This is a genomic window from Pseudomonas sp. PME37.24/025, assembly GCF_055556615.1.
In genome coordinates this window covers 1-278 of record NZ_JBVHNK010000120.1, presented here as the reverse complement: position 1 = coordinate 278, position 278 = coordinate 1, and the positions used below count along the sequence as shown (strand labels likewise).

General features: G+C 71.9%; 1 protein-coding gene. It reads left to right on the top strand.

The features are described 5' to 3' along the window. Positions 1-44: 44 nt before the first annotated feature. On the top strand, positions 45-278 hold a 234-nt coding region (locus ACZ3HH_RS29760), incomplete at its 3' end, for a hypothetical protein (protein ID WP_465810130.1).

Sequence of the window (278 nt, the reverse complement as noted above, 5' to 3'; positions counted from 1 at the left end):
AGGGTGGATGCCGCCCCCCGGTGCCCGCACGCTAGGTTCGGTGCATGTCGCGTCTGTTCGTCCGCCGTCCGTCGCCCCTCCTCGCCGAGGGTGAGCTCACGCACCTCGACCGCGTGCCGGTCGACGCCGAGCTGGCGCTCGCGCAGTGGCGCGGCTACGTCGACGTCTTCCGCAGCCGTGGCTGGGACGTGATCGAGATCGAGCCGGCGGACGCGCAGCCCGACGGCGTGTTCGTCGAGGATGCCGTCGTCGTGTTCGGTGACCTCGCCGTGCTCTGC